Consider the following 23,313-nt stretch of genomic DNA (forward strand, 5'->3'; position numbering starts at 1 on the left):
CACTCCGAGTTCCATGGTACGACGAAGCATTCTAGCGACTGCAAGCCAATCTGTGTAGCTGGCATTATTTTTGTAGTTGACTATATAGTTGTAATGGAATAGTTTTTTGCCCACAAAACAAAAACGAGGGCACTACCGCCATGAGCAGGCTTGGTTTGGTTATTGGCTTCACCGCTTCACTCGCAGCGTCTATCGGCGCTGCTTTCGCGGCTCCCCAGCAAGTTCGGGTCTACAACTGGTCGGATCTGATCGGTGCACACACCATCAAAGACTTCGAGGGCAAGACCGGTATCCAGGTGCAGTACGACACCTTTGATAGTGAGTCGACGCTTCAAGTGAAGCTGCTCACAGGAAACAGTGGATACGACGTCGCAGCGCCCTCGAATACCTCGCTGAGCCAACTCATCAAGGCCGGCGCATTGACTGAGTTAGATCGCAGCAAGATTCCCAACTGGAAGCATCTTGATCCTGAGCTGATGAAGTTCGTGGAGAGCAAAGATCCTGGCAATCGCCATGCGCTCATCTACGACTGGGGCACCACCGGCATCGGAATGAATCGGACCCTGCTTGAGGCAAAAATGTCTGATGCGCCATTCAACTCGCTCGACCTGCTGTTCAAGCCAGAGATCGTCAGCCGATTTAAATCTTGCGGTGTCGCAATGCTCGACAGTCCAGAGGATGTGTATCCCATCGTCCTAAACTACCTCGGGCTTGACCCGCAGCAGCCGACACCTGAGAACTTGGAGAGGGCCAACGAGCTTCTTAAAGCGATCCTTCCAAACCTTCGCTACATCGCGTCGGGCACATACATTAACGACTTGGCAAACGGCAATATCTGCCTCGTGCTGGGTTGGTCAGGCGATGTTGGGATTGCACGCGCGCGGGCCCAAGAAGCCGGCATCACCGACAAGATCCAATACGTTGCCCCTCGGGAAGGTGCTCTAGCCTGGTTTGGATTCCTCGTCATTCCCCAAGGCGCTCCTAATTTGGACGCAGCCTATCGCTTCCTGAACGAGACCTTGGAGCCAAAGGTAAGCGCGGATTTCACTGCGACTGTTGGGTATGCCACTGCGGTGCCAGCCAGCCTCGCCTTGCTTCCAGAAGAAGTCACCCAAAATCCGGCCATTTTCCCGCCTGTGGATGTCCGCAAGAAGATGTTCTGGCAGATCGACCCAAGCCCCAAACAGCTACGTGATATGACCCGAGCGTGGAACCGTTTCAAGCACTCCCTGTGATCATTCAACCCTTCTATTTGTTGATGGGGCTGCATCAGGCTCCATCGCTTAAGGATTTCGTAATGTGTTCTGCATCTACTCAAACCGCGGTTGTTCAGACTGAGGAAGGGGCTATTCGCGGTGCTTTCGATAGAGCCGCCGGCCTGCATACTTTCTTCGGTATTCCCTACGCCAAATCCCCGGTCGGTGCTCTTCGCTTCCGTCCCCCACAGCCTCATGACGGTTGGAGTGGCGTTCGCGATGCTGCCAGTTTTGGATCCGCTTCTGCGCAGTTATTCGACTCTACCGAGGGCGAGTATTCGGAGTTCACCGATGAGCCTCAGGTTGAGGGGCAGCCCTGGGTCGGCGGAGAAGACTGCCTGACTCTTAACATATGGACACGGTCTTTAGGGGCACACAAGAAGCCTGTAGTCGTGTGGATTCACGGCGGTGCCAACTGGCTGGAAAGCAGTCGGTTGAAATGTTATCACGGCGATCAGATGGCAAAGAACGGCGACATGGTTTTCGTCTCCATCAACTACCGATTGGGAGTGTTCGGCTTCCTTGATGTTAGTGTTCTTGGTGGAGAGGAGTATTCAGGTTCACACTCTCACGGCTTACTCGATCAGCTCCAGGCTCTCCACTGGATACGCCGTAACATCGCGCAGTTTGGCGGTGACCCGCAGAACATTACTCTCATGGGGGAATCCGCAGGCAGCATCGATATCAGCTGGCATCTGGCAGGTGGGCATCTAAACGGCCTGGTCAGGCGCGTGGTGATGATGAGTGGTTACGCAGGGCTGCCGGGACTGAGTGGCGATCTAACGTATGGACTATCCAATGCGTCAGCAGGAGATGTGGCCCGTGAATTCTTTGCCGATTGCGGCATCGACAGCTTCCAGCAGCTAAGTGAGATGACTACCGCAGACTTGATGATGAAAGTTCATCAGCTCAGCGAAAGTAGGGACATGCTTTTCCATATGGATTCGCTGTTCTGGCCAAAATCCCATGCCAAAAGCTCACTCCTCGACCCTATCGCTTTTGCTGCCAAAGGCGAGGTCACAGGGATCGACATCATCATCGGCTTCACCAACTATGAGATGGGGTTGTGGCTCAACTGGGATGAGCGAATTGATCAGATGGGAATGGATTCAGTCATCGAAAGTATTGGTATTCCGGCAGGTTTGGCGGAGTCGGTCAAAAGCCTTTACCGCGAGACATTCCCTGACGAAAACGACGGACAGCGGGCAATGCACCTGCTCGGTGACAGCGCTTTTGTAATGCCTTCGCTATGGGCTGCCGAGGGGCTAGCTCGAAACAACCGAGTGAAAGTTTATAGATTTGATCGTGAAACCGACCCTCGTCGTCGCGCACAGCATGCTGCGGATCAGGTGTACTTCTTTGACAAGCTGGACACTTATGTAGGGAAGCTCCTTGCTGGGTTGCCAACCACTGACACCGACTGCCAAGAGCGTGAGTCGCTGGTAAGGCTGATGCAGGGCCTAATCTTCAGCTACGCCGAAGCCGGCCATCCAGACTACTCCGCTTGGGCTGATTACGACACCGAACATCGTTCATTACTCGCCCTGGACGCCAAACCCAGCATCAAGTCAGACCCATACAAAAAACGACGAGAATGGTGGTTCCAGAATATCTACCCATCATATTGAGCGACGGGGACTTGTGCTGGTCCGAAGTAAAGGCGAGCCGACACGGCAACTGATCTAGAACCCTCAACAGCCATTGAGGAAGCACCAAAAAGAGCGGGCAGGTACGGCTTAGATGATATCTGCTCCTCTACAGTCGTGGTCGACGTCAGCAAAACCTTCCAAACACAAATGCCCCTCTCCCCCTAGAGATGGGCGCGATAACGGATACGTTCCTTTGGCAGAGCGGCTCGTCGACGGCGAGCTGACTTAGCCACCTGCAGTCCAACCAATGCGACAGCCAATCAGCTTCAGAATCGAAAACACTAGCGACGTGGATCAGCAAAAACTGGCTATTCCAGGATGGTCTCAGGAGTATGCGCAAATTTCCCCTGGTGCCTTCCGAGGTCGGACAGTGCATGCCCAGGCAGAGAGCGTGGAGGTGTTCGAAGAGGTTATGAACCTGCGTGTTGAGCAGGCTTTTCACACACCCGATAATACCCTGGTGTTTAGCTTCGACATAAACGAGGAAGCCCTCTATCTACTCGATGAGAAAACTAGCGACATCTGGGTAACTCCCGAGAGTTACCGCGAACTCTCCGTGGTGTTCAGGCGCAGCGATTTGGCGAGGATGTCGAGCGAGTCGCTGGGCATTGATGATCTGATCCTGATGCCCTTGCGCTCCCAATACTGCAGGTTGTTTACCAACTGGTTAAGTAAGATGTTGAGCGATGCCGCCAGCAACCCTACCGGCATTAACCACCAACATCTGGTAGAGCAGCTCCTCGAAGATTGCTGCTTCATCCTGGAACAAGGACTGGAAGTTGGGACCAAGGACGCGAGGGCCGGTGAGGGCAAGCGGGTAATCCAGCGTGTGATCGAGCGAGTCAACGATTGCCCTCAGGACAACCTCTGCGCCTTAGAGCTTGCCGATGCAGCCGATGTGAGTGTCAGGCAGCTGCAGCACATCTTCAAACGTTACTCAGGACTATCCCCCACCCAGTGGCTGCGTACGCGTCGTCTCAACGCTGCGCGGCGGGATCTTATGCAATCCACATCCTGGGAGGTCACTGTTGCTGAAATCGCCATGCGCTGGTCGTTCTGGCATCTGGGACGCTTCTCCGACTCGTACCATGCACTGTTCGGTGAGTACCCGCGCACAACGCTCACTCGAAACTGTCGTTGAGGGGGCAGTCAGTTCCTAAGGAAATCCCTCAAGTGGTACTACAGCATTCCGAGTGCCAGTAGCTGCGCCCGGAGTTGGCGGCCGTCTGAGGACGTCCTGTGCGGCAACGCCGCGAAAAGATCGAACCCCTAACTATCAGGACTTTAAATATGCCGACTTAAGAAGGCGGTATAGAGCCAGTCGCGGTAAAAGCAGGAAAAGACATCATCGATTCTGCTGGCGGATGCTCGTAGGTGGAGGACAACACGACGCTGAGTCGATCGCCCAACAGGTCCCAAGCGCGTTTCTTCTCTTCGGCATAGTCGTGGTGCAGGTAGTGGCGTCTTACACGAGAGCCGGCCAGCACATGGTTTTGACAGCGATCGATGACGTCCAGGCTGACACTCAAGGCCTGCATCATGGTCGCTCCCGTTCGGCGCAGGTCATGCGGTGTCCAGTCACCGTTCTGGCCGTTGGCAAGGACCAGCGTATCGTCATGACGCCGTCTGGAGAGGGCCTTGCGGTTTTTGAACCGCGCCTGGCGATCGCCGACCTGTTTACTCACCACTTTTACGTCCACATGCCCATCATCCAGCTTGTTCGGGAAGCACCATTGGGAATGTCCCGTTAGGGTCTTCAATTCCTGAAAGAAATGCAGGGCGAAGGGGGAGAGGAAGACATGGTGGTCCTGTTTCTTGCCGCGAGTGCCTTTGACGTTTTCACTGGGGAGGAACCACGTCTGCAGGTCCAGATCGACATTTTTCCATTCGGCCTGCAGTAACTCGCCAATCCGGCACAGCGTACCCAGGCTGATCCAGAGCGCGAGTTGGGTTTCTTTCTTTAACGGTCGAATGCCCTCGTACTTTTGACCGGCGGGGAGGGCGTTGTAATCGGCGGTCATTTGCTGGAAGCGGTTGTGCAGTTCCAACAGCTCAGCCTGCGAAAGGATCCGGCTTCTTTCTGCCTCGTAGTCGGCAGGGATTAATGGGGTGATGTCGACCAGTTCTGTTGGATCGCCCTCGACTAATAGGGCCCGCCAGGGTTGGCGTTTTCTGGCCCAGCCGAACATCTGAGTGAGGTCGGCGAAGAAACTGATCGCTTGCCGATGAGCACCGCGGCTGACGACCGCCCGGATCATTGTCCGAACATCGTGCTCGGACACACTGCTCACCGCTGTTTGGCCGAGCGCCGGGTATAGGTCCTTGTTAAAGCGGCGCTGCAATTCAGCATTGCCGTCTTTGCGCGCCACGCCATCCAACAGCCACGCCTTGGCCAGATCTTGGACGGTCAGCGTTCGCGCCTTCGTCGTTTTTACTTGTTCAGCCTCTACGTTAGCAGCGGCGTATGCCTGTGCCTTGGCGGTTTTCTTTTGCTCGTTGGGATTGATCTGCTCATCGATGAGCGCACGTGCCTGGTTGCGTGCTTTACGGATGTCCGTCAGGGATTTGCGCGGCCAGGACCCGCAGGCGTACTCTTTGTTCTGATCGCCCCACCGATAGCGATAGAAAAAGCTGACCGACACACCGTCCTTACGGACTGAGATTCGACCGGCTAGATTGCCATCCTCCCTGAGGATTCTGCCGGCATCATCGGCGGTCAGCGACTCGAGTTCTTTGATGGTGATTTTGGCCATAAAATGAGTTCCCCCTACTTTTCCCCCCACAAAACCGTCGGCTCTTGATGGACGTTACTGGACTCTCGTGGAGCAGAACACCGCTGGAGCTCAAGTAAATACTAGCTTATAAAAGTCCAGAGTAAAATTTTGGAAGCTTTCAAGAAGTATGAAAAAGGAGATGGGGTGCTAGGGGTCGAGTGTTCGAATCACTCCGTCCCGACCATATAACTCAAGGGGTTGCGAGATTTTATCTCGCGACCCCTTTTTATTTTTCGGCGTTTTTACCCCTACAAAACGACTGGCTCTGGGTGGAATCTTCAGCGGATACCGAAGCCGGAATTTATCTCTGCGCTTTGGCCCTCAGTTTGATAATTGAGTTGCCGACGGTTACTAAAAGATGAGTTTGCTATTCGCTTACTCTCCACAAATATATGCATAGCTACGCAACACAAGTTCCAACGTCGACATCATCGGTGTATTGACTAAGCGTGAGCTCAAAATCTCGACGGCGATCTAGGCGTTGATCGATGTACTGCGTGAAACAAATCTCGGAAAGCGGTTCTCGCGCAATAGGCCGTTAGGTGGAAATACACGGTAGCGGCACATCGGTATTGCGCTGAGCGCCCGGCCGGCGTCAGTATGGCGTAGATTTTTAGTGCTGTTTCCAAGGATAGAAGGGGAAAGTGATGGATTACTTGGCCATATTGCGCAAGATTCTGAACCAGCCACAGACCTTAGCGGTGGCCACCGACGGTTTCCCGCCAGACGAACTGCGGTTTGTCCTTGAGTACAAAACCCCTCCTGATATCGAAGCCGAGCGGGGTCGCATTACGGCGTTGCTGGGTTCGACGAACCTGAATTTGCAGCCGCTCGATACCCTGCTGGAATCATTTTTGGTGCTGCGTTGCTTGGGCGTCGAACGTACGCTGCCGTCCCGCGAATTGTTTTCCATTGGCTATGCCCTCGCCAATGCGCTGGATCTGCTATCCGCCGAGCCTGATCTCGGGACGGGTTTCTATACCGAACCGGTCGAACCGGGTGAAGAAGCCGCCACCGAGGCGCTCGAATGGTTAGAGGCGACCTGTATCGTCAAGAAAGCACCGCCGCCGGATCGCCGTTGGGCCTTGAAGTCGGCGGGCGTGGTGGATGCCTGGGCCTTGAGCCGCGGCGCCGGCATCATCATTGCACAAGCCGATACCGGGATCACCGAGCATGCGCAGCTCGGTGAAGAAATGCTCGACAAAACCCGGGCCTACGACATTATCGATAACGATCCGAACCCCACCGATCCACTTTCTCCAAAAATGGGCAATCCCGGACATGGCACTGCGACTGCCAGCGTCCTTGCCGGCCGAGATACCGCGCAGATGTGCGGCGCTGCGCCCGCCGCAAAGATCGCGCCGATTCGTTGCATCGAAAACGTCAAAATCTTCAACGCTGCACCCGTGGCCAAGGCAATTGCCCACGCGACACAGGTCGGCTGCCACGTCATTTCCATGAGCCTCGGTGGTGTGCCAAGCCGCGCTCTGCATGCGGCAGTGCGTGAAGCGGTGAACGCGAACCTGATCGTCATTGCTGCGGCCGGCAATTGCGCACGCATCGTGGTCTGGCCGGCCCGTTATGACGAGGTCATTGCCGTTGGTGGCTCGAACGTTGAAGACGGCACCTGGATTGGCAGTTGCCGAGGGGAGGCTGTCGATATCACAGCACCGGCCGAACTGGTCTGGCGAGCACAACGCCACGCTTCGACCGAGCCTACGGACGTCGTGGCGCCAGGGCAGGGAACGTCGTTTGCCACCGCGCTCACTGCGGGTGTAGCCGCGCTATGGCTGGCCCATCATGGTCGCGACAAGGTGATCGACTATGCAACGCAACATGGTGTCACCGTTCAGCAACTGTTCAAGGCCGCACTGCTCGCCACCTCTCGCCAGCCAGAGGTGTGGGATGCCGAAAACTATGGCCGTGGGTTGGTGGCGGCTGATGGGTTGTTGAAGCTAGCGTTGAGTGACATTCCCGTTGTGAATGTCGAGTCGCTGGGTGGTCCCGTGCATGACGTTCAGACCTTGCTCAATCAGGAATACGGTTTTGCAGTCATTGACCCGGCCCTGCGCTTCGCCAGGTACGAAACGGAAATCGCCGCTATCGCGTTGGCTCAGGCCCGCGCCACAGGTACTGCGTCAGGTTTGAACACTGAGTCGAAATGGTTCTCGACCCGGCCGTCGGCCGAGTTGAATGAGCACATTCAGCTGTCAACTGATCCGCGCCTGCGGCGTTTTGCCGAAGTAGCTGGCCAAACTAGCTTGGCACGGTTGCCGAGTACCGGGCCGCTGTCGTTCCAGGACAAACGCATAAGCCTTGCCTTGCCGACGAAGGCCCTGGGTTTGGAGAGTGCACAAGGTTTTAGTCCCGAACTCGCACGGGATTACTTGCGGGGCACCGGTAAACACGAACAGCTTGACCGTTTTACCCGCTTGCTCGACGCCCGATCGGGAATCTCTCGGGAAACTCGCGAGAAGCTGGTCGGGACGGTGGCGCAGGATCTCGACGGTTATGTAAAAGGTGCAAAAGCCGGTTCGACAACAACCGTGGGGCTTGAGGCGCTGGTCCGTATGACCGGCCGACCAACATTGCGGGTACGCAATAACGACGTGGATTCCGATCATCCGGAAGCCGCCACATGGTCCGACACACTGTATCTGATGAGGAACGATCAGAGCCTTCAAGACCGCTTGTCCCGCATCGGTCGCATCGATGTCGGTGGTATCCATGTAGGCACGGGTTTCCTGATTGGCGACGGCGTTCTGTTGACCAACCGTCATGTCCTACAAGCCTTCGCCGCCCCGATTCCGCAACGGAATAACCCGAAAGACTGGATCATGCTCAGCAATGACGTGACCATCGATTTTGCCGACGAACCTAGTTCGCTGACGACAGCGACGCGCTTTCGCATCACCGAGGTGATTGGCGCGGGCTCGCAGCAGATTCCTGACAACATGGCTGACTTTTCATGCCTCGATGCAGCGTTGTTGCAGGTGGAGAGCTCCAACGGCCAGCGGAGCCTGCCAACACCTATGACCGTGGTGAAAGACCCGTCAAAGGCGGATGTGAACAGCCAGGTATTCCTCGCCGGTTACCCCGGACGTCCGGGCGCATTACCACGTACGGCCACAGGTGCAATTGATGCAGAAATCGCGACCCGGCTCAACGAGCTGTTTGGTGCTGATTACGGCACCAAGTACCTTTCGCCGGGCCTCATCATGCAAGGTGTAGGCACGTTGCCTCGCGACAATGAAAGCAGTGTTTTCACTCATGACGCTACAACCCTCGGCGGATGCTCGGGCTCGCCGCTAATCAACTTCAACTCGCCGCAAGGTGTTGTGGGGCTGCATTTCGGCGGTAGTTGGCTGCGTGAGAACTATGCGCATGGTATTGGCGCGGTGGGGGCGGGTGACAACCCGATCAGCCGCGCTAAGCTCAATTGGGTGTGACAATGCCGGAACTGATTGATCCGCAATTGGTGTTGTTGGCTGAAAGTGTCGTGCTGTCCGACGATGGTTTTTGTGCGATCTACGACATTCTCGCCAGTCTTCATGATGCTGATTCCTTCATGGTGTTGAAGGCTTTGTCTGGTCAAGACGGCAACCCGTTTTACGCCGCTTTTGTCGAAGCCAAAGAGGGAGAGTGGTTGGGTGAACTGTGCTTGCAATTGACGACTGTGGACGGTCTGAAAGCGAGGAATGAGCCGGATGCCGAGAGACTGAAAATCAAACTGCACAAGGTCATTGAGCCCGAGCTGGGTTTTCTCGACGCCCGCGCAATGACCCGTGCAGGATTGGAGGCGGTGCGACGGGTGTGTCGAGTGGTGGTCGAAAACAGCCGGGGGGAGGTCAGCTACGGTACAGGATTTCTGGTGGGGCCCCAGGCGATCCTGACGGCGTGGCATGTCATCGAGCAGCTGCTAGGAGATGATGGCGTTCCATTAGAGGGCAGTGATGAAAAAATCAAGATCGAGTTCGATCATGTCGGTGCTGTTTATGAACAATTGCACGTCTCGGTTGCCCCGCAATGGCTGGTCTCTTCCAGTGCCTATCACCAGACAGAGAGTCCGCACCAGGTGTCGATTGATTTCCTTGCGCAATCTTCCGATGGGTTCGACCAGTGCCTGGATTACGCCGGCATTCGCTTGAGTAGCACGGTGGGGCGTTTCCGCGGGTTCTACCAGCTTGACCGGTTGCACAAGCCCCAGATAAGAGTACCCGGATCGCAGATGACGTTGTATCAACACCCGGGCGGCAAACAGATGCGTGTCGCCTATGGCTACGGTACTGCGCTGTGGCCCGCTGAACATCAGACGCGTTTACGCCATACCGTCAATGCCATGCCGGGCTCTTCTGGCGGGTTGCTGCTGGACGTGAATTTCAAGCCGGTCGCGCTGCATCAATGCGGTATCGAAAGTAACGGCGAATTGATAAATGGTGCAATTCCGACCGCTTGTATTGCGGCCCGAAGCGCAGGCGTGCTGGAGGGGGTATTGGGATTAGATCCCGTTTGGCGTACTGAACATCGCAATGAGCCGATCCTCGGTCGCAAAGGTTTTCAACAGGCTGTACAGGATTGCATGGTGGGGACAAGGCAAATAATTGCCGTGGTCGGGCAGAAGGAAAGCGGTAAGAGCTTCAGCCTGGAAATACTGCGCACGGTGCTGAAGAACAATGCGGAGCATTCGATTGTTGCGTTCAAAGCGGCAGAGTTGGTGCGCGGGCCAAGGGCGTTCGCCGAAGAGATTATCCGTCGCTCCGGACCAAGGGACTCGGTATACGAACCTTTGCCCTTGGCCGAGGAAAGCGATACGGCTGTCGATGCCTGGATCAAAGGTATTTTGTTTCCAGCGTTTGCCAAGCAAGTGAACGCCGTCACGGAAACCCGCCAGCTCTGGTTGGTGATTGATGAGCTGGACGCGAATCCGTTGGCCCAAGGTCCTCTACAGCATTTTCTGGAACAGCTTTATCAAGAAGTCGCTGATATTCCAAAGTTGCGGGTGTTGTTGTTGGGCGCCAAAAGCTTCGTGCAGGGAGCTCGGCCCGACAAGTTGTGCATTGAAGTAATTCAGCCGGTCAGCCAGCAGGACATCATCGAATACCTTCAGCTGTACTCGATCGACAAACGCCTTGAGCTGACTGAGGGTGAGGTTAGGCGCCTGGCGGGACTTATCGAGAGGAGTGCGAGCCTGCTGTCTATGACGACCCTCAAGGGACTGTCCTATTACATCCAGCATTTTGTTTATCCTGCGTTGGAGTCTGTATGAACCCCTCTATCGATAGCGCAAAGGATCCCATTGTCCAGCGTTTGGTTGAGGTTCGGGCCAACCTTGCATTGGTCGGATCTTTCGATCCCAGAGCCATCGTGGACTTGCAGCAAACGCCTGAGATCGCCCGGGACATCTTGCGCGCTCTGGCCCGCATCTGCGACGAGGTGCCCTCGGAGCAAGGTATTCGTTGGCAACTGACGCCCGATAGCCGACGTGCGACGTTACGCGAGCTATCCGACCTCAAGCGACTGCGCAACCTCGCCCGTCGCTCGAAGGCCGCGCCCGGGGACACGCTAGGGGCCTACCTGATCAAACTCGCCAGTGGCAAAGCCTTCAATATCGAAGCGGTTTCAACCTATGACTTGAGCTATCTGTATACCGCTCAACAGTTTTTGGAGCACCTTCCTGAAGGGCGTGTTTCAAGTACCCACGTAAATAGGGTATTTGCCCTGCGTGAATTTAAAGCTTCGCTCAACATAGCGTTACCTACAGCCTTGTTCGGTCGTGAGGATGAACTCAACCGGCTGCATAATTACCTGCTCGACGGCCAAAACTCCGATGGCGTGGGCGAGGCCGAGCCGTTGTATTTGACCGGGCTCGGTGGTGCAGGAAAGTCCGCGCTGCTGGCAGCGTATGCCCGTCGTTTGCTGGATGAAAAAGTCCCGGTCGTCTGGTTCGACTTTGACCGGGCGGCCTTTGCCCAGGCCGATACCGACCTGATGACGCTGGAATTCAGTCGCCAGCTTGGACTGTTTCTGCCGTCACTGACGGAGCCTTTGGCCAGGTTTCGTGAACAGGCTCGCGAGGTGGTCGGCCAGCACTATAGTCTCGAGAGCTATGAAAGCAGTGCCTACTCCACGAGCAGTGTGTGGTCGATCTGGCACCAGGAACTGGTCGGGCACCTGCCGATACGTGAGCCAATAGCGCTGGTACTGGATACCTTCGAAGAGGTGTTGTTGCGCGGTGCTAACGAACACCGGCGTCTGCGCAATTGGCTAAGAAGCGCGCAGGAAGAGGGTGCACTGTTCGGTCTACGGCCAATTCTCAGCGGTCGAGTACTTCCCAATGACCTCAAACATCAGGAATGGAAATTCCAACACATCCCACTCGACGATTTAAGTCCGGATTCGGCCTACGCAATGCTTCATCAGCTATTGCTCGCTGCAGGGATTGATGTGAAGGAAGACCTGTGCCGCAGGATGATTGAACAATGGGGCAGCAGCCCCTTGTTTATTCGGCTGCTGGCCCGTTTCCTTAGCGAAGAGAACGCTGTGCAGGAAGCTACCGAGTTACTCGATAGGGGGCAGTTCAAAGGGGTGACTCACACGCTGGTGCGCGGATTCACCTATCAGCGCATCCTCAACCGCCTGCGTACCGACGATCCGGATTTACGCAAACTTGCGCACATGGGCCTGATCTTGCGCCGGGTCAACGCCAAGTTGATCGAAGAGGTTCTGGCAGAGCCATGCGAGCTTGCGGTATTGGATAGCGAACGGGCGGATCAACTGTTCAGGACGTTGGCTCGTCAGGTGTGGTTGGTGGAGGAAACGGAACGCAGCGATGTGGTTCGGCATCGACGAGATTTGCGTCAGGTGATGCTGGGGTTGATGGAACCGGCCGACCTCGCCGTAGCGCAGGTCATCCACTTTCGTGCCCTGGTATATTACAAGGCCGGTGCTGATCCTTACCTGACCAAAGCCGAGCAAGACCTTGAGGCGGATTACCATCGTTTGTTCATTTCCGAGTCGGAGCTGGATCTTTTTGAGCTGCTCAGTAATCCCTCACGGTTGGTGACGTCGCTGGGGGATGAGTTGGAAAGCGTGCCGCTGCAGCAGCGGGCGTGGTTGAAAAGGCAGGTGAAGTACGAGCTCAATAAGGAGGAGTTGAACAGCCTTTCCTCGGAGGCTCGCGTCGATTATCAGAGCGAGCAGATCTCCCAAACCCTCAAGAGCGGGGGAACGACGATCCCCGCTACCGACTACGGCGAGTTAACGGTTGGAGCGGAGCAGCGGCCCGAACCTCTGACCAGTGATTTACCAAGTTTCATCGCGTCGAACTTTAGTGCGGCGAATCTAAGAGTCATCAATAAGAAACGCCATGATGTGATCGACGATTTTTTTCAGATGATTTCTGTGGGCCGGGCGTCGAGAGCCTATGCAGTAGACTTTTGCGAAAGCCCGATCTGGCGGGTGGCTTTGGCGGCTTTGTACACCGGAGATCGTGACGAACTGTTTACCGTGATCCGTGACCGCATGGCCGCTATTCAATTCATCGAGTGGCAGCGCCCGATTCGAGCTGACCAAAGTAACGGGCTCGACGTGGCAACAGCGGTGAGTATGTTGGTGGCCCTGTGCGGTAACAAGGAGATCCACCTGCACGGTTACAAAGGCACGCAACGACCGCGACAGCGCACCCACAGTAACGACGAACTCAAGGCGTTGCTCCTTTCCTTACGACGGGTTTCGGAAAGTCCCGTGGATTATCCTGCGCCTATAGCAACCGGCCTTCTGTGCGACCTGACTCCGGATTTCATACGTTGTGTGGAAGGTGAATTGTCGGAGTTCAAGGTCCATGACCCAAACCTGAACCGTCTGTTGACCGATATTCGGGGCGGTGAAGAGCCGAAGCTAGCGAATTTCCAACGCAAGGCATCATCGGTTGGGTATGTGGAGTTGCACCGCCGTTCCATGGGTAGGTCTGGGTTCAGAAAGGCCTTTCGACCGCTTTATCCGGAGCTGTATCCACACATACGCGGCGCTATACGCGGTGCTGATTTTGCACTGCTAACGTTTGTCAGTGAGGCGGAAAGCTATGTCTCGGTATGGCCGCTCGAATTGAAGAGGGATTCCTTCGAGAAATCACTTAGACGTGATTCAGATCGCTGGACGGCAACGCTGATTCACTTCGCTGATCGCTGTGGCTTGCTGTATGCGCTTCTGAGTCATATTGCCCATTCGACCCAAAACAACATAGCTGTCGTCGAGGCTCGCAGGCTCTATGAGGTTTACGACCAAGCGTTGATGGGCATTGAGTCCTTTGAAACCAACCGTCGCGGAAGGTGGTTTGAGTATTAGCGAGCAGGCGCAAACGTGAAGTGAGTTCTGTATAAATTATTGTCAGTGCGATGATCATTCTTTGAGTGTCGATTTGGCGCTTTCAGATTCAATGGCGGTGGTTGCGGAAAAATCGCCGAGCTGGTAGCGCTCTAGCTCTTTTGTTCACACAGTTTCGGCATTCAGATGCGGCTGCTCGCACATTTTATCCTCTACGGTTTAACAGACCTGCCTCCGGCAGGACTGTTAGCTCCGACTAAGAGACCGATTTGGGCCGATTGCTGCCTGTTGTCAACAGCTGAAGGCAGTCTGAGGATGCCGTCAACGGTCGAGTTGTAGCAGCAATTTTTAGGCAGTCACCCAACGGTATTGTTTGGATACTTTTACCCGCGAAGGCGTTACACGAGACGGCTATCCATGGTGGAAAAGTAGTGCAGGCGATTCTCCATGGAGGGGGAGTGATTTCAATATGCCTTTATGGTGATGGTCCGAATGGAATTTCTAGGGAGGAGTGGGTTGATGGTGAAGGAATACGCTGAGTATGAAGTCCAACGGGCATTGCATCACGTTTGTTCTGCAAATAACCCAAAGGATGCGTTGGAACGCTTTCAGGAGGAAATCGAGCTGCTCGGTGACTGGCGGATCATGTATGCGGCAGCTGAATCGGGTGGGCCGTTTAGCTTGGTACGGGAGCAGTTCTCCAAGAAAGGGTTTGTTTCGACCATGTTGCGCGGCAAGTCCGTCTGGATTCTGGACAAAGCCTCTGCCTTGTCCAAGACGCAAGTGAACTACACATTGGGCGGCTCGCTTTTTCTGGATTCGAATGCGGCCAGCTACATTCGAAAGCTGTCATATGCGGAGCGTATTTCTCCTGAACTCGATGCAGTGCGTGCTGATCTGCATCGGACGTTTTCCGTAGATGATCTCGCAAGATTGAATTCTTACATCTACCTGTGTGAGGCGCAGAAAAAGTGGTCACCTGAAACCCGCCAGTTCTGCAAAGAAACGATTGCCGCAGTGCACGCACTGTCGCTTGATAATGCCCCACTGAGTGGTGGTTGGGGGGAGCGGTATCGCAGCTTTTACCAAGAACAAGCCGAGGCGTTCGCCGAGGATTGGATTGAAGGCTTTTCGCGTAGCTTGGAGGGCGGTTTGGGCGTCGCCTTAGCTCAGCAAGCTGCGGCTGCTGAGTGCATGATTTTGCGGGCCAAGATTTTAGAAAGCAGCTCCAAGGCATCACCGGAATCGAAGATGGAGGCGTTGCTCAACTTCATGCATGATGAGTTGCAAATCTTCATGCTACGCGAACTGATTGTTTGCGCCGATATTCTCTTTCACACCCAAAAAACGACGCTTTCGAAGAAACTGAACTCGGTCCTGGACAAGGAAGAACCTCTGCGGATCATCAACAACTGCGCCTGGGATTTGTACATACTCAGAATCATAGAGTCGCTGTCAAATCCTCAAGACTTGAAGGGTGTAGATTTCTGCCTGGATCGATTGATCACCTTTGATGAGGATCTCGCGGATGTCATTTGTCTGACGGAGCTGCGCGCAGTAGCGGTTCATCTCGGTTCACATCGTGCATATCCATTCTTTAACAATGAGTTGACCGGCTGGCTGGCGGGGTTGATCGGGCACAAGCGGATGGCGGCTTTTTCTGAAAGCTTGCAGGAGGAAGCCTTCAATAAACGAGCGGATCAAAGAAGTCTGGATAATGTGCAGAGAATTCTAGCGGAAGATCGGCGTCGCTTACTGCAGCTGGCAAAACGGTAAGTGATGGTTTGACTGACGCTGGCTTAACTATCGTGTGATTCCCGACACGTGTAAACAGGCCCAGGATTAAGTACAGCGGGGCCGGTGGTGATCACTCATCACCAGCCCAGCGGCGAAGCATCGCAGTGTTTTTGTGTCGTTGCATCGGATCAATGCAGTGCGGTTTCTTCCACTTATTTTTCCAGAGAATGACTCTGTGCAAAAAGAATTGCGGTCGAGATATCGAGCGATATGGAAGCAAACGACTTCATCAGCAAGGATTGCGGCAGTGCCCAATCCCACTTTTCGCGCAGCATGTTTTCCACCTCCGAAAGTATCGAATCTAGATCAGCAGCATCCAGGCTTCCGACTTCCTTCAGTGCCATTTGGGTTCGACCGATGTCGGCGTCAACCTCAATGGCAAGGCCTGCGTTATCACAAGAAAGGCCGACATGATTGAGTAACAAGCGCAGTGCATCGTTGGCATGATCACCTAGCCAGCTCATCAGATAACACTTACCGCCCGACTCAACTATGTAGCGCTTACCAAGTCCCAGCGAAACAAATGTCTTTCGAGCCTCGTCGAGAAGCTCTTGAGCCCCTTGATCAATAAAGGGGCAGGGGAGTGTGTCTGCCAAGACGGCTCGCATTTCTTGGCGTACGTTGTCATGCACCATCGCACCCAGACCATCGAACTGAGGAGGGGCGCCACCGCGTGCTGCTGAAACGATGATGACTTTGGCCTGGAGATCAACATCACGAACCTGCCACCTCCGGCCTCCGAAAATAATGCGCTGATCCTTGGTCAGTGGACGGCTTACCGGCACAGATCCCAGTGCCCTACCATCGCATACAAGGCGAAATTCTTCGTCGCTGGTGAATGCGCTGTAGAACTCATAGTGGTTGATCAATCGCTCTCCAACCGTCCCAGGAAGAAGCAACCCTGAGCTGTCCTGAACAATGAGCTCATGTTCTCCGAGCGCCTTGAGCAGCTTCACAAAGTCTGGTTTTTCAACTTTTGGAAATGCTCCCTCAGCAATCAAACTTTTCCAGAGATCTGCAGCAGATGCACCGCCGCACTGGGCAATCACTGAAAGACATTGTTGAACGAAGGCGGACGCGTGAATGCCTTGAGCCCTGGGAGGTTCAAACCACCCCTTGGCCAGCAGTCGAACCATGGCAATGGTTTGAACCAAGCCTTGGCGCAGTTGATCCGAGAGGCTCGATCCAGCTTTTAGTGGCGATTCCTTGCAATAAACGCGCAACGTTGCTTTTTCTCCTGGGCGCCTTCCCGATCGCCCTAAACGTTGTCGCAGACTCGCCACAGATGGTGGGGCACCAATCTGCACAACTGTTTTGATGCTGCCGATGTCTATGCCGAGCTCAAGTGTCGTAGTGCAAATCGCGGATGCCGCGTGAGTCCCTGCCTTGAGAGCATGTTCAGCTTGCTCACGTAAGTCCTTCGAAAGGCTACCGTGATGAGGCCAGAATTCGTTAGGTACGCCGTCTCTCTCGCAGCGCCGACGCAGTTGATCTGCGTACCATTCAACCTGCGACCGACTGTTTGGAAAAATTAGGTTATTACTGCCGCGTAACACCTTGTAAAGATGATCAGCGATCGCGAAGTCTGGGCTTGCCTCGTTCTCTGTCTCGTCTTCATTTTCCTCTTGCTCAGAAAGCTTTATGGGCTTCTTCTTGAGCTCGCTCATGGGTGGCTGAATGTAACCACGAACTTGCACCTGGAGAGTCTGGTTGGAGCTTTTTGATTCAATGACGGTAACGCCATCGGCATTTCCCGGACGCAAAAACTCCGACGCCATCTTCATGTCGCCGAGGGTGGCAGAGAGCCCGACTCTAGGGAGACGGTGCCCGGCAACAAGTTCTACCCGATGCATCAGTGACTGAAGTTGCTTGCCTCGTTCGCTACCGATGAACGCATGCAGCTCATCCACGACGATATAGCGTAGGTGCTGGAACACCCCGCCAAGACTAGAACCGCGGTTGACGAACAGGGCTTCAAGGGATTCAGGAGTGATCAGAAGCACCCCCTCAGGGGACTTCAAAAAACGATGTTTTTTGCTTGAGGAGATGTCCCCGTGCCAAGCCACTACGGGAATCTCAAGCTGTTCACAAAGACGGCTTAACCTGTCCCACTGGTCGTTGATCAGGGCCTTGAGCGGGCTGATATACAGCACCGAACCGGGTGGGTCATCATGATTCAGCAGATTGGTGAGGATGGGAAGAAAAGCAGCCTCGGTTTTGCCTGCCGCTGTTGCTGCGGCGATGATGACATCCTGATCGGCATCCACCAGCACAGGTACCGCCCATTCCTGGGCGTCGCGCAAAGAAGTCCAGCCTTCCGCCCAAATCCATCGCTGGATTCGGGACTCAAGTTGATCGAAACCCGATGACTCAGAGTGTGAAGGTGGCAAGTTCATCGTCCGCATCGACTTTGGTATCGTCTTCGCCGCCTGAGTCCCTGGCGACCTCGACAGCTCCAAGCAGCGTCCGCCAATCGGCGCCTGGGTTTTGCTCCAAGATGGCTAGCAGGTTGATGAACGCTGTGATCGTGGTGCGCGGCGTACGGAAGTAGGCTTCCCCCAAGCGCTGATTACAATGCGCCATAAACAGTGGGAGCGCCTCGTCAGGCAGTAAGTACTTTTCAGCATCTCCGCCAGCGTAAACGTGACGAAGTTTCTGAAGCAGTACGTAGAAGTCTTCCGGGGTCAGGCTGGTCAGGCGAATGACCGGCCCCGACAGATCCACCAATCCTGATTTCGCAAACGAGTTCTCGGCCAATCGAGATTGCAGGGCAGGGTAGCTGAATAGCCCCCGACGAGTGTCCATCAAAAACTCAGGCGTGCCACCTAAAACGAAACCAAGCCCTTCGGACGATCCCTGCAGAGAGTCGTTGAGGATACGGAGGATCTGTTCGTAATTGGCATTACGAGCTTGGGTATTGGCCAGTTTGTAGAGGTTGACCAGTTCGTCGAGGCAGATCATCAGACCGCCAAAACCTGCAAGTCTGACGAATCTCGACAGGAGCTTGAGCTGATCGTAGACGGAGGCATCATCAATGATGGTTCGTACGCCCAAGGCTGCTCGGGCATCAGTCTTAGTGGTGAACTCTCCACGCAACCAACGAATGGCGTCGGCCTTGAGCTGCTCGTTGCCTTCTTCGAAACCTCGGCAATAGGCGGCAATCACCTCCGCAAAATCATACCCGTTGACCATCTCGGTCAGCTCGGCCAAGTGAGCACGAATAACAGTCTCGCTGTCCGTACCCGCCGCCTTGGCTTCGGTTTTGGCCTGAGAGATGAATTTCTCAACAATGCCTTGCATAGCCCCACCGTCGGGCTTCGTACGCGTCGACATGTTTTTAGCCAACTCGGAGTAAAGCGAACGTGCTTGTCCACCCGTGGCATGTAATCTGCGATCTGGGTTCAAGTCGGCATGCATGGTGACAAGCTTGCGCTCCATGGCAATGGCTCGTACCAGGTTCAGAAAGAACGTCTTGCCCGCACCGTACTCGCCAATGACGACTCGAAATGCCGATCCACTTTCAACCAGGCGATTGACGTCCTTGATCAGTGCATCTAGTTCGCCTACCCGGCCAACCTGAATCAGGTGTTGGCCCACGCGAGGAACGACGCCTGCGCGTAGCGACTGGATGACCGCATCGCGATCCTTGGCTCTGATAGTGCTCATAGGGCTAACTCTTCCAGAATGTCTGTATTGATCTCGACAGGGTCATCACCCTCAGTGACGGGCATGTCGAAACGTTCAAAAGCCATGTCGTTAATTTGTTCCAGGGCACCATCGAGCATCAGCTCCATGTCGCTGGCGGCAGCTTCAAGTTCGGAGCGGCTCCACTCAGGGCGTGAGATCAGCAACCGAAGGAATGCAGAGTGTTCTAAATCGAGACCATCAATGTCTGCACTCGATTCTTGTACTGATTCTGCCACATCGACCAACTGTTCCGGTTCGTCAACCTGGTCATCAGTGAAGACTTTGGCAAGGAGGGCGGAGACCTCTGCGGTTTCTCGTTGCAGTTCTGCAATGCGCTCGTGATCAAGCACGAACCCTTGATTTGCAGTGGCGGTGATCGGGGTACCAGGCTCGGGACGAGGAATGCCGGCTTTTGGTTTTACGGAGGCAATACTTGCTCCAGATGCAGCACCGTGGAGATCGCTGTACAGCAACTGACTGTCTAGCTGCAGGGCCTTGTAAACGCGCTCAAGAAGTTTCACTTCCAATGGGCTGACGATGCCATCAGCTTGCGCCAGATGGGCCAGGAAGCTGGCAATCGTGCGTTTGGCTTCGACCGTTAGTGGGTCGAGTTTTTTCTTCAGGCTGGCCAGCGTTGGTGGTTGCTGGATCTGGATTCGCAGGTGTGCTTTAAGGCGTTTGCGATGGGCCACACTCAGGTGATTCCAGGAGTCGATGTGTTGAGCAAGCAGCGTAACTTCCTCAGTGGAGGTATCACCATCGGCAGAAGCCACAGCACTAGCAAGGTCGAGCGTCACCGAAGCTGCATTGTAAGCTGCAGAAGCTCGCAGTGACCCGTCTTCTGGTTGAGTCACGAACAGCGCGATTTGATCCTCTGCCTTCGGTGTCTTACTGCCAGCCAGTACGTCGGGTTCAATACCGATGTGAAGCGATTCCAGTGCGCGGGCAAGTGCAAGTACTTTGTCGCGGGACAGGGCGCCGGCGCTCTTGAACCGGCCTGCGAGTTCGCCAAAGCTCATGACAATCAGGTCGTCGCCAATTCTGAATTGAAGCTCGTCCAATTCTGCACGGGCTGCCGTCGGCCAGAGAGCGACGGGAAGCTGCAAAAGACCTTCGAGAGCTTCTGCGCTATCAGGGTTGCGGCCCAAATATCGGCTGTAGGGTTCAAGCTCGGTAGTGCATAGCTCAACCAGCAACTGCAGGCTTTTTCGTGTGCCTGACGTGGCCAGGACATCAGGAAGTTCACCCAAGCTAAGCGTGGGCGCCATTAAGACCGCGGAGGCCGGCCGATAGCTGGTTTTAAGCTTGGTCTTGTTCTGCGCCAGGCTAAGACCCTTAGGATGGGCGCTTGTGTACTTAAGCTTGAACAGTCTCGAAAAGACATCCTTACAGCGGGTCACGGGCGTGCGTTTGCTGATGTTGGGGTCAGCTAGCGCCCAGGCTAGTGCCCAATCGGCATCAAGGGGGCGCTTGTTGGAGGCGAATTGCCCCAGACCTACGCGCAGTGGCAGTGGCATCTCGTAGCTATAAGCGACAACGTTGGGAGGTGGGCCAAGGTAAAGGTCTGGATCGATCTTGGTGTTGCTCAGGTAATCCAGAAAACCTTCCGCATATCCCCTGAACGACCTATTTTCCCCGTAGATACTCAATAGGCGCTGGACTTCTTCGACGATCAAAGGAAGCTCAGCCTTGACGCCCGGGTCACTCACTGCGTCAACGAGTGCTCGACGCTCTAGACCATAGAAATACAAAAAGACGTAGCCGGTGTCTGCCAGTGGGTAACGACGACCACCCTCCAGCCATTGAAGGTATCCACGGCGAGCCTCTGACGTGATGGAGTGAAAACTGGGCCAATAGGACATCAGCCGTTCTTCTAGATCGACGTGTGTCTTTGCGATACGGAGCTTGGGGTTTATCAGTGAGGGTTCTTCGGCATCGTGCCGTCCACCTAGCACACTGCCCATATAGAACATGCCACCGGGAATTGAAAAACCGGAAACGGTGACAGATTCACCTGCTGGCACCCAGCGAACATCAGGTTTTTGCGTGCTCGCATTTGGAATTTTGAAGGACTTTGAAGATGCTGAGCCGAGTTGGACAGTGTAAAAATCAGAGGTTTCCTCTGTGCCCATATGGCTCCCTGAAACCTCACGGATAGAGAAAGTGAGGCCTGACCGTTGATGCTCTCGCAGATGTTCCGTCTCCGAAACGGCCACTGACAATTGCTCGGCCTGTCGCCTTGAGCGACGAACCAGCAGCCAAAAAACCGCGGCAATGCAAGCAATAACACCAATGGCGATCCAAGCATTTTTCGGGATCGATGCGACTGCGCCGAAGGCCAGAGCGAAAATGATCAGGATGCCATTACTTGTGGAGTTTTTTGCCTTCTTCCTTGCCATGAGTCGTTTCAACCTTGAAAGATGGGTGCTGGCGCAATGGCAGTATCCGATAATTGCCCTACGAGAACCATGGGGTGAGGAACGCTATTGATCGGAAAATTTTGCTTGCGCACGAATAGCTATAATCATCAGAAGTAGCTTTTCAGCAGGAAGCGCTCAGATCATCCCCCTCCAATGCTGATAACTGCGATTCATTGTGGGCATCTATCAGCCAAAAGCGGTCACTCAGTTTCTTCGCGAAACAAGGGAAGTTCAGTCACCCGTAGAGTTAAAAAACTATACACGGCAAGCTTGGAGGATATCTAAAAAAACCAAGAGAATTAAACTCTCAAGCTATGCCGCAATGATGGTATCCGATATGTTGTTATAGTGCTCATAGAGCGGGTAATGATCGTCAGATAAATCGAAATCACCGACTGTGCCTTCATTCCCTACAAGCCTCAATGACAAAAGCTACCATTAAAGTAGCTTCTGCCAGTGACAACCTATTTCTTTGAGGACTTGCTAGGTTTCAAGTCGGGATTGTTTCCCTGCGTGTCTTTATTGTCACGACGACGCTTATCAACTTCGCCGGTTGACTTAGCAATTGGCTTTGGGCCTGGTTTAAGCGCCATAAGATCTCTCCTTGATGTTAGTATTGATTTGGTTGTTACAAAATCATCTTATTGGTACTGGCTGATACTTTCAATAGACATGAGATGCTTGATTTTAGCTATGTGAAAAAATGAATTAGCTTTGGCAGTATCTAATGATGATCTACCGGCAGGCCAGGTTGTTGATTTACATCCATTTGTGCGACGTTGCAGGTAGCACAGCACGTCCAGGGTCATTCGAGTATTGCTCAGGGCGCAGTGGGAGCCGACCTCCAGCACCCCGCATTCGATAGCGGTCTCGATAAGCTTGATCCAGCGCCATTGCCAGCCCTTTTACCCATTCACCAATCCATATACAGCAGCATTGCGCAGGCGGTGGTCAGCTCCGGAGCGGTTAGTCCGTGGCGATGGTGGGCAGGCGCCGATCAAAGGAGGCGCTATAAGCAACGACAGTTCGCCCCGCGACGATAGCTGCGTATTGCTCGGCAACGTGCGATGGCCACCATGTCGTCGGTGATACCTTGAATTCATGTGAAATCGTTCACGATCTTGAGAAAACCAGACCGAGGCCTCCTGACAAAGGGATCAGCAGACCCTACCTGATGTTCACGGAAAGTTAGAGTAGTTGAGAGGATAATAGTGGTGTTAGGGGGAATGGGGTCAGGTATGTACTCGTCCACTGCGAAATTTCGCTGTCAAGCCGCTAGCAACCCGAGATTGAATGGCAGCTCCTGGCCGATTCTGTTGAAAAAGTCGGTCTGCCCAAACTGCCTGATCATTGACTGGTGAAAACGCCTTTTTTGCACGCTGCTACGTGAAATCCGAGTCCGGAAGCC

11 protein-coding genes are annotated in these 23,313 nt (G+C 54.4%); 7 read left to right on the plus strand and 4 right to left on the minus strand.

The features are described 5' to 3' along the window. The first annotated feature begins 140 nt into the window (after window positions 1–140). The 3 genes from K5K95_RS20005 (at window position 141) to K5K95_RS20015 (ending at window position 4,046) form a co-directional block, all read left to right on the plus strand. Window positions 141–1,235, plus strand: coding sequence for a polyamine ABC transporter substrate-binding protein (locus tag K5K95_RS20005; RefSeq protein ID WP_222585725.1), 1,095 nt, complete (start codon window positions 141–143; stop codon window positions 1,233–1,235). Next, window positions 1,208–2,884: a carboxylesterase/lipase family protein gene (locus tag K5K95_RS20010; protein WP_222585726.1), complete on the plus strand. Its 1,677-nt coding sequence runs from the start codon at window positions 1,208–1,210 to the stop codon at window positions 2,882–2,884. The genes K5K95_RS20005 and K5K95_RS20010 overlap by 28 nt, the downstream gene beginning before the upstream one ends. Before the next feature lie 310 nt (window positions 2,885–3,194). After that, window positions 3,195–4,046 (plus strand): helix-turn-helix domain-containing protein, encoded by an 852-nt coding sequence (locus K5K95_RS20015; protein WP_261398016.1) that lies wholly within the window; start codon window positions 3,195–3,197, stop codon window positions 4,044–4,046. A 157-nt stretch (window positions 4,047–4,203) separates the two neighbouring features. Here K5K95_RS20015 and K5K95_RS20020 read toward each other — a convergent pair whose 3' ends face one another. Continuing rightward, window positions 4,204–5,658: a tyrosine-type recombinase/integrase gene (locus K5K95_RS20020; protein WP_222585728.1), complete on the minus strand. Its 1,455-nt coding sequence runs from the start codon at window positions 5,656–5,658 to the stop codon at window positions 4,204–4,206. 668 nt (window positions 5,659–6,326) lie between these two features. Between K5K95_RS20020 and K5K95_RS20025 the strand changes: the two genes are divergently transcribed. From K5K95_RS20025 to K5K95_RS20040, 4 genes are all read left to right on the plus strand, one after another. Then, on the plus strand, window positions 6,327–9,128 hold the full coding sequence (locus tag K5K95_RS20025; RefSeq protein ID WP_222585729.1) for a S8 family serine peptidase: 2,802 nt from the start codon (window positions 6,327–6,329) through the stop codon (window positions 9,126–9,128). A gap of 2 nt (window positions 9,129–9,130) precedes the next feature. Then, the gene (locus tag K5K95_RS20030) at window positions 9,131–10,945 is read left to right on the plus strand and encodes a trypsin-like serine peptidase (protein WP_222585730.1); all 1,815 of its coding nucleotides are present in this window, start codon (window positions 9,131–9,133) and stop codon (window positions 10,943–10,945) included. Then, window positions 10,942–14,022: an ATP-binding protein gene (locus tag K5K95_RS20035; RefSeq protein WP_222585731.1), complete on the plus strand. Its 3,081-nt coding sequence runs from the start codon at window positions 10,942–10,944 to the stop codon at window positions 14,020–14,022. The genes K5K95_RS20030 and K5K95_RS20035 overlap by 4 nt, the downstream gene beginning before the upstream one ends. A 498-nt stretch (window positions 14,023–14,520) precedes the next feature. Beyond that, a complete protein-coding gene (locus K5K95_RS20040; protein WP_222585732.1) occupies window positions 14,521–15,777 on the plus strand; it encodes a hypothetical protein in 1,257 nt (418 codons plus the stop codon). Between the two features lie 173 nt (window positions 15,778–15,950). Here the strand turns inward: K5K95_RS20040 and K5K95_RS20045 are convergent, their stop codons facing one another. Genes K5K95_RS20045 through K5K95_RS20055 form a run of 3 tightly spaced genes read right to left on the minus strand, consistent with a single transcriptional unit; the run spans window position 15,951 to window position 21,884 of the window. Continuing rightward, window positions 15,951–18,194, minus strand: a complete 2,244-nt coding sequence (locus K5K95_RS20045; protein ID WP_222585733.1) for a DEAD/DEAH box helicase — start codon at window positions 18,192–18,194, stop codon at window positions 15,951–15,953. Then, on the minus strand, window positions 18,169–19,464 hold the full coding sequence (locus K5K95_RS20050) for an ATP-binding protein (RefSeq protein ID WP_043049582.1): 1,296 nt from the start codon (window positions 19,462–19,464) through the stop codon (window positions 18,169–18,171). Before K5K95_RS20050 ends, K5K95_RS20045 begins: the two co-directional genes overlap by 26 nt. Next, window positions 19,461–21,884, minus strand: a complete 2,424-nt coding sequence (locus K5K95_RS20055) for a TerB N-terminal domain-containing protein (RefSeq protein ID WP_222585734.1) — start codon at window positions 21,882–21,884, stop codon at window positions 19,461–19,463. The genes K5K95_RS20050 and K5K95_RS20055 overlap by 4 nt, the downstream gene beginning before the upstream one ends. Between the last annotated feature and the right edge of the window lie 1,429 nt (window positions 21,885–23,313).

Origin of the sequence: Pseudomonas sp. DR48 (assembly GCF_019823085.1) — a bacterium.
GTDB lineage: Bacteria > Pseudomonadota > Gammaproteobacteria > Pseudomonadales > Pseudomonadaceae > Aquipseudomonas.